Consider the following 7,303-nt stretch of genomic DNA (forward strand, 5'->3'; position numbering starts at 1 on the left):
GTGGCTCGGGCAGGGTCGCGCAGGGTTTCTGGGGCGCCGGCGCCTCGCGGACCGCGGCCGCGCGCCCGCCCGCCGAGAGGCCCAGCCAGCCGTCGATCGGGCAGGTGTTGGTGTAGACGGACCGGATCGACATCGCGCCACCGGAGCCGTCCCGAAGCAGGGCCCACAGGTTCGGGGTCGCCCGCTCGGAGACATCGGTCCAGGACAGCCCTCCTGTGCCCACGAGCACGGTGGCACCGGCCGGCGCCGATGCCCGCGGGGCCGATGCCTGCGGGACTGATCCCCGAGGGGTCGACGCGGTCGCGGCGGCACTGGCTGACATCATCGCGACGAGGGCCACGAGGGTGAGCCCGATCAGGGCGAGGACACGGCGCGGCACCCCCCAAGGCTACGGAACCCCGCGGCATACCTTGACAATGAACGGGTGGCGGGGCGTGAGGATGGTGTGAAGGTGTGGGCCCGGTGGGCCCTCGCCGCCCTGATCGTCGCGCTCGCGGCGATGCCGGTCGTCCTGCGCTACCTCGTCTTCTGGCCGCTCGACCAGTGGCAGGTCGATGTCGAGGTCTACCGGCAGGCGGGGGAGTCGATCCTCACGGGGCGTCCGATCTATCTGGCGATGACCGAGGCGCCGCAACTGTTGCCCTTCACCTACCCACCCTTCGCGGCGATCCTCTCGCTGCCGCTCGCGCTCGTGCCCTTCGGGATGGCCGGGTGGGCGTGGACGCTCGCCCAGGTCCTCGCGACCACCGCGATCACCTGGTATGCCGCGCGCCCCCTTCTCATCCGCTTCGGCCCCTGGCTCCCGGTCGCCCTCGCCGTCCTTGCCGCGCCCATGCTGTGGCTGCACCCGGTGAGCGACGGCATCCGCTTCGGGCAGGTCAACGCCTTCCTCGTGCTCGCCTGCCTGATGGACCTGGTGCGTCCGCGGCCCAGGCTGCTGGCTCGCGTGCCGGCGGGGGTGCTCGTCGGGCTGGCGATGGCGATCAAGTTGACGCCGGGTGTCTTCGTCATCCACTTCCTTGTCTGTCGGCGCTTCAAGGAGGCGGCGACCGCCGTCGCGACCGCGGTGGTCGTCACGCTGGCGACCTGGCTGGTGCTGCCCCAGGCGTCCTTCGCCTTCTGGGGTGGGGCGCTGCAGGATCCGGCGCGCCTTGGGCCCAACGCGGGCACCGCGAACCAGGCGATCCGTGGCGTCCTGCTGCGGGTCGGCCCGGACGGTCTCGTCGGCACGGCGCTCTGGCTCGTCCTCGCCGGGACGGTCGCGGTGCTGGGCTTCGGGCTGGCCCGCCGGTTCCACGTCGCCGGAGCGTCGGTGGCCGAGGTGGCGACCGTCGGGATCGTCGCCTGCCTGATCTCGCCGGTCTCGTGGGTGCACCACTACCACTGGGTGGTCGTCGTCATCCTCGCGCTGCTCGGTGCCGATCCGCTGCGCGAGCGCTGGCGGTTGTATGCCGCGAGCGCCGTCACCGTGTGGTTCCTCTGCCGGTTGCCGTGGTGGGGCATCTCTTGGTTGAACCATCGGGACTGGCCCAGGCTGCCGGGTCGGCTGTTGCAGAACGCCGGCATGGCCGGTGGGGTCCTCGCGCTGGTGCTGCTCTGGCAGTTGTGGCGGCGGTATGTCGCGCCGGATCGCTCAGCCGCCGAAGAGTCCGGTGAACTCGAGGATGCCCACGAGGGCCAGGACGAGGCAGACCACACCGCCGATGCGCCGGATCGTCGACAGCTTCATCTTGGTCAGCAGGGTGCGGCCGAGGGCGGCCCCCAGCGCTGACACGGCGAGCAGGGCCGCCCACGCACCGAGGAAGACCGACACCGGCTCGCCGTACTTGAGGACCATGGACGCGGTGAGGAGTTGGGAGAGGTCGCCCCACTCGGCCAGGAAGATGATGCCGAAGCACATCGACACGATCTGCCAGCCGCGGACCTGACGGTTCGACTTCTCCGCGAACTCCTCCTCGGTCTCGGCCTCCTCGGCGTCTGCTCCGGCGGCTCCCTTGAGGAGGATGAGGCCGCCGATGAGGAACATGGCGATCGCCACGAGCTGCACGGGGGTCGTGGGCAGCTTGGCGAGCAGGCCTCCGGCGACGACTGCGACCAGGGTCTGGACGAGGAAGGCCAGACCGACACCGATCCAGACGAGCAGCGGTCGGAAGCGGGTCGACATCACGAGGGTCGCGATGAACGTCTTGTCCGGGAGTTCCACGAGGAAGATGGCGCCGAAGACGAGCGCCATCGTGGTCAGGTCGAGCACCCGGACACTCTAGTTCGCCGCGCCCACCCCCACCCCCACGCGCCCGCCGCGCCGGTCTCAACCCAACGTCTGCGTGACGCGGACGTTGGGTGATGGGCGCGAGACGGCAGGGCGGGGCGGGGAAGCCGGGCATACCCTGTGGTCGTGTTCGGGATGACGGGAATCGAGGCGGGCTTGCTCGTGCTCTTCGTCCTGCCGCTCCTCCTGCTCGTCATCGTCCTGGTGCAGCAGCGCTCGCTGCGGGCCAGGCTGCATCGCCTGGAGACGGCGCGGCCGATCGGGTCCGGTGACCACGCTGCGCTCCGCGCTGACATCGGGCAGGCCCTGAGGCATGTTGCCGTCGTGCGCTATGACGCCTTCGGCGACATGGGGGGCCGGCTGTCCTTCAGCGCCGCGATCATCGACGACGAGGGGGACGGTCTCGTGCTGTCCTCGATCCACGCCCGCGGGGAGTCGCGCACGTACGCCAAGGGGGTCGTGGCCGGTGCCGCCGACACCACCCTCACCCCAGAGGAGCAGCAGGCGCTCGCCGCCGCCCGCACCGGGAAGAGGAACGCATGACCGACTCTTCGCAGCCGACCCGTTACGGCTACTTCGGCCCGGCCGGCACCTTCACCCAGATGGCCCTCAAGGCGTGGGCGCCGGAAGCCGACGCCACGGCATACGACTCGGTGGACGCGACGCTCGCCGCCGTCCGTGAGGGGCGCATCGATGCCGGGATGGTGCCGATCGAGAACTCGGTCGAGGGCGGCGTGAGCGCAACCCTCGACAACCTCGCGACCGGAGACCCGCTCGTCGTCGTGGGGGAGGTGCTCGTGCCGATCACCTTCGTGCTCGCCGCCCGCGAGGGGCTGACGCTCGCGGACGTCACGGCGGTGGGCACCCACAGTCACGCGTGGGCGCAGGTGCGCGGCTGGGTCGGTGCGAACCTGCCCGGTGCCACCTATGTGCCGACCCTGTCGACGGCGTCGTCGGCGATGGGGCTGGCCGCCGGTGAGCAGAACTATCAGGCCGCCGTGTGCGCGCCGATCGCCGCGGACCTCGCCGGCCTCACCGTCCTCGCCGAGGACATCGGCGACGTGCGCACGGCCGTGACCCGCTTCGTGCTCGTCTCCCGGCCCGGGGAACTGCCGGCCCCGACGGGGGCCGACAAGACGACGGTCGTGCTCTACCAGCGTGACGATCACAGTGGTGGGTTGCTCGAGTTGCTCGAGCAGTTCGCCACGCGAGGGATCAACATGACCCGGCTGGAGTCGCGTCCGACGAAGCACTCGATGGGGTCCTACTGCTTCTCCATCGACCTCGAGGGGCATGTCCTCGACGCCCGCATCGGCGAGGCCCTCATGGGGCTGAAGCGGGTGTGCGCCGACGTCGTCTTCCTCGGGTCCTACCCGCGCGCTGACCGCCGGGCCGCCGATATTGCCCCGCGCAACAGCGACGCCGACTTCGCCGCCGCGCGTGAGTGGCTCGCGGCGATCCGCCAGACGATCTGAGACCACTGCGGCCGCGTCTTGCGTGGCCAGTGCGACGGAAGACGCGGACGCAAGGGCTCGTGCCCGGGGGTGGCGCGCGGCATGCCAATCGGCCAGAGTTGCGCCATGAGCGCACCCATCACGGTCATCCTCTTCGGCGCCACGGGTGATCTCGCCAAGCGCAAGCTGATCCCCGGGCTGATGCACCTCTTCCAGTCGCGACTGCTCGACGACCTGCGCGTGGTCGGGACCTCGCTCGACGACCTCAGCCCGGACGAGTTCCGCGCGCTCGCCGATGCGGCGATCCGGGAGCACTCGACGCGCGAGATCACCGACGAGGACTACCGCGAGTTCCTCCAGCGGCTCGACTTCGTGCCCCTGTCGGCCGGCCCGCAGGCCCTGCACGACGCGGTCATCCGGTGCGAGGAGCTCCTCCCCGGCGACAACGAGGGGCGTCTGCACTACCTCTCGGTTCCGCCCAAGGCCGCGCTCTCCGCGGTGAAGACGATCGCCGACGCCGATCTCGTCGACCGCTCGCGGATCATCATGGAGAAGCCCTTCGGCACCGACTATGTGACCTCGGTGGCGCTCAATGCGAGGCTGCACGAGGTCTTCGATGAGGACCAGATCTTCCGGATCGACCACTTCCTGGGCAAGGAGGCCGCCCAGAACATCCTCGCCTTCCGCTTCGCCAACGGCCTCTTCGAGCCGATCTGGCATCGAAACAACATCTCCCACGTCGAGATCGACGTCCCCGAGACGCTCGGGCTGACCCAGCGCGCCGACTTCTACGAGGGCACCGGCGCCTATCGCGACATGGTCGTGACCCACCTCTTCCAGATCCTCGCCTTCACCGCGATGGAGCCACCGACCGCCCTGGAGCCGCGCGCCATCTCGCGCGAGAAGAACAAGGTCTTCCGCTCGATGCAGCCGATCCAGCCGACCGACGTCGTGCGCGGGCAGTACACCGGCTACCTCGACGAGCCGGGCGTGCGCCCGGACTCGCAGACCGAGACCTTCATCGCGCTCAAGTGCTTCATCGACAACTGGCGCTGGGCCGGCGTGCCCTTCTACCTGCGCACCGGCAAGCGGATGGCCGAGGGTGCGCGGATCATCTCCATCGCCTTCAAGGAGCCGCCGCAGTCGATGTTCCCGCCCGGCTCGGGCGTCGGCGACCATGGGCCGGATCACCTCACCTTCGACCTCTCCGACCAGCCGAAGATGTCGCTCTCCTTCTATGGCAAGCACCCCGGCCCGGGCATGAAGCTCGACAAGCTGTCGATGCAGTTCTCCATGCAGGAGACCAGTTGGGCCGGAGCGGTGCTCGAGGCCTACGAGCGGCTCATCTATGACGCCGCCAAGGGCGACCGCACTCTCTTCACCTCCGCCGAGGGCATCGAGCGCCTCTGGGAGATCAGCCAGCCGCTCATCGACAACCCGCCGGTCGTGCGGCCCTACGCGCCCGGGACCTGGGGGCCCAACCAGATCCACCAGCTCATCGCCCCCGCCTCGTGGCGGTTGCCGTTCGAGCGACCGTGGCGGGAGAGGAAGCCCTGATCGGTCGCGAGGTCACTGCCCGTGCGTGACCTCCAGCTGCTGCTCCAGCACTTCTTCCACCCGGCGTGGCAGCGGTGGGTGCGCTTCGACATCTCCGGCCTCGAGCACCTCCCGGCGCAGGGGCCGGGGGTCGTCGCCTTCAACCACCGCAGCTATGCCGACTTCTTCGTCCTGGCCCAGCTCGTGCGCCGGGGCGGCCGACCGCTGCGGATGCTCGCCAAGAAGGAGCTCTTCGACGTCCCCCTCGTCGGCGCGATCTGCAACGGCATGGGTGGGATCCCGGTCGATCGCGCCGCTCCCGGGGACGCCCCGTATGCCGCAGCCGTCGCCGCCCTGCAGCGGGGGGACCTCGTGGGGTTGATGCCCCAGGGGACGATCCCGCGGGGTGCCGCCTTCTTCGACCCGGTCCTCGTCGGCAAGCCGGGTGTCGTCCGGATGGCGCAGGCGACCGGCGCGCCGGTCATCCCCGTCGGGATCTGGGGCACCGAGGTGCTGTGGCCGCGATCGGCGAAGGGACCCCGCGTGTCGCGCTGGCGCGAGCCGGTACCGGTGCGCGTGCGGATCGGGCCACCGGTCGAGCTCATGGGCGAGTCGGTCGAAGCCGACACCGCCCGCGTCATGGCGGCCATCGTCGACCAGCTGCCGCCCGAGGCGCGGGTGGCCCACACCTTCACAGAGGCCGAGTTGCGGTCCACGGACCCGAACGGCGACTTGCCAGAGACTTAGGCAAGGCTTACCTTAGGCGTCACCGCCGGCTGATCGAGCCGCACCGCGGCACACCCGACTCACGCCGTTCCCTCACGCCAGGAGATTCGCCATGCGCGCCCGCGCCACCCTCGCCCTGCTCGCACCCGTCCTCGCGTTCCCGCTCGGCGCCTGCGCCGCGGCCACGTCATCATCCGGGAGCGCCATCGCGGTCGAGGCCACGGATGACTCGTGCACCCTGTCGGCCAGTGAGACCACGACGGGGGACCGCGAGTTCACGATCACCAACAACGGCTCCAAAATCACCGAGTTCTACGTCGTGACCGAGGAGGGGATGGTGCTCTCCGAGGTGGAAAACCTCAAGCCCGGCGCGACGCGCTCGGTCCACGTGACGATCAAGAAGCCGGGCCAGTACGCAGGCACCTGCAAACCGGGCATGGTCGGCGACGGCATCTCCACCACGCTGACGGTGGCCGGGGAGTCGATCACGACGGCGACCGACCCGAAACTCGAGGAGGCGGCCAAGACCTACCAAGTGTGGGTGGCCGCGCAGGCCGATGAGTTGCTGACCAGGACAACCGAATTCGTGACCGCAGTGAAGTCGGGCGACGTCGAGGCAGCCAAGAGCCGGTATGCCGTGGCGCGGGCCCCGTGGGAACGCATCGAGCCCGTCGCCGAGTCCTTCGGTGACCTCGACCCGGCCATCGACGGCCGCGAGGACGTGGTGGCGGAGGGGTTGGAGTTCACCGGTTTCCACCGGCTCGAGAAGGACCTCTGGGTCGACGGACTCCAGGCCGACAGCAGCGCCATCGCCGACAAGCTGATCGCCGACGTCACGACGATCGTGGCCCGGGCCAAGGACGCCGACCTCGATGGGCTCAAGATCGCCAATGGCGCCAAGGAACTCCTCGACGAGATGGCCACCGGCAAGATCACCGGCGAGGAGGACCGCTACAGCCACACCGACCTCGCTGACTTCGCCGCCAACTGGGAGGGGTCCAAGAAGGGGGTCGACGTGCTGCGCCCGGTGCTCGACTCGAAGAAGGCGGACTTCCTCGCCGACTACGACCGGGCCGCCGCGACCCTGGACGGGCTCATCGCCGAGCAGAAGCAGGGCGACGGCTACGCCCGCTACGACACCGTGAGCACCGCCGACATCCAGGCCCTCTCCGACGCGCTGACCGCGGTCAGCGAGCAGGTCGGCAAGATCGGCGCCGCGCTGGCCCAGCAGTGAGCGAGAACGCCTCGCGGCGTGCCCTGATCGGCACCGGGGTCGGCGCGGGTCTCGCCGTCGCCACCGCCGGGATGACGTATGCCG

The 7,303-nt window shown here is 70.1% G+C and carries 6 protein-coding genes and 2 pseudogenes; 6 read left to right on the forward strand and 2 right to left on the reverse strand.

Annotation, left to right across the window (positions count from 1 at the left end):
- Positions 1–379 (reverse strand): annotated as a pseudogene (locus BN10_RS17305) (hypothetical protein); the annotation flags it as partial.
- Between the two features lie 237 nt (positions 380–616).
- Here BN10_RS17305 and BN10_RS18085 point away from each other — a divergent pair.
- Positions 617–1,348: pseudogene (locus BN10_RS18085) on the forward strand (glycosyltransferase 87 family protein); the annotation flags it as partial.
- Between the two features lie 285 nt (positions 1,349–1,633).
- On the opposite strand, the gene BN10_RS16355 reads toward BN10_RS18085, so the two are convergent.
- Positions 1,634–2,251 carry a TMEM165/GDT1 family protein gene (locus BN10_RS16355; protein WP_010850753.1) on the reverse strand — a complete coding sequence of 206 codons (618 nt, stop codon included), beginning with the start codon at positions 2,249–2,251 and terminating at the stop codon, positions 1,634–1,636.
- A gap of 153 nt (positions 2,252–2,404) precedes the next feature.
- Between BN10_RS16355 and BN10_RS08180 the strand changes: the two genes are divergently transcribed.
- The 5 genes from BN10_RS08180 to efeO all read left to right on the forward strand — a co-directional run bounded on the left by BN10_RS08180 (position 2,405) and on the right by efeO (position 7,219).
- Positions 2,405–2,812: a DUF4446 family protein gene (locus BN10_RS08180; RefSeq protein ID WP_040752974.1), complete on the forward strand. Its 408-nt coding sequence runs from the start codon at positions 2,405–2,407 to the stop codon at positions 2,810–2,812.
- The gene (pheA, locus tag BN10_RS08185) at positions 2,809–3,744 is read left to right on the forward strand and encodes a prephenate dehydratase (protein ID WP_010850755.1); all 936 of its coding nucleotides are present in this window, start codon (positions 2,809–2,811) and stop codon (positions 3,742–3,744) included. The genes BN10_RS08180 and pheA overlap by 4 nt, the downstream gene beginning before the upstream one ends.
- Before the next feature lie 105 nt (positions 3,745–3,849).
- Positions 3,850–5,280 carry a glucose-6-phosphate dehydrogenase gene (gene zwf, locus BN10_RS08190; protein WP_010850756.1) on the forward strand — a complete coding sequence of 477 codons (1,431 nt, stop codon included), beginning with the start codon at positions 3,850–3,852 and terminating at the stop codon, positions 5,278–5,280.
- 21 nt (positions 5,281–5,301) lie between these two features.
- Positions 5,302–6,006 (forward strand): lysophospholipid acyltransferase family protein, encoded by a 705-nt coding sequence (locus tag BN10_RS08195; protein ID WP_010850757.1) that lies wholly within the window; start codon positions 5,302–5,304, stop codon positions 6,004–6,006.
- Between the two features lie 91 nt (positions 6,007–6,097).
- Positions 6,098–7,219, forward strand: coding sequence for an iron uptake system protein EfeO (efeO, locus tag BN10_RS08200; RefSeq protein WP_010850758.1), 1,122 nt, complete (start codon positions 6,098–6,100; stop codon positions 7,217–7,219).
- Positions 7,220–7,303 lie beyond the last annotated feature (84 nt).

The organism is Phycicoccus elongatus Lp2, assembly GCF_000367525.1.
In the GTDB taxonomy this organism is placed as follows: Bacteria; Actinomycetota; Actinomycetes; order Actinomycetales; family Dermatophilaceae; genus Phycicoccus_A; species Phycicoccus_A elongatus.

What these genes read in the sequence shown, in the direction of transcription:
- BN10_RS08180 (WP_040752974.1), top strand. Translation starts at nt 2,405, where the DNA reads ATGACGGGAATCGAGGCGGGCTTGCTCGTGCTCTTCGTCCTGCCGCTC.
- zwf (WP_010850756.1), top strand. Translation starts at nt 3,850, where the DNA reads ATGAGCGCACCCATCACGGTCATCCTCTTCGGCGCCACGGGTGATCTC.
- efeO (WP_010850758.1), top strand. Translation starts at nt 6,098, where the DNA reads ATGCGCGCCCGCGCCACCCTCGCCCTGCTCGCACCCGTCCTCGCGTTC.
- pheA (WP_010850755.1), top strand. Translation starts at nt 2,809, where the DNA reads ATGACCGACTCTTCGCAGCCGACCCGTTACGGCTACTTCGGCCCGGCC.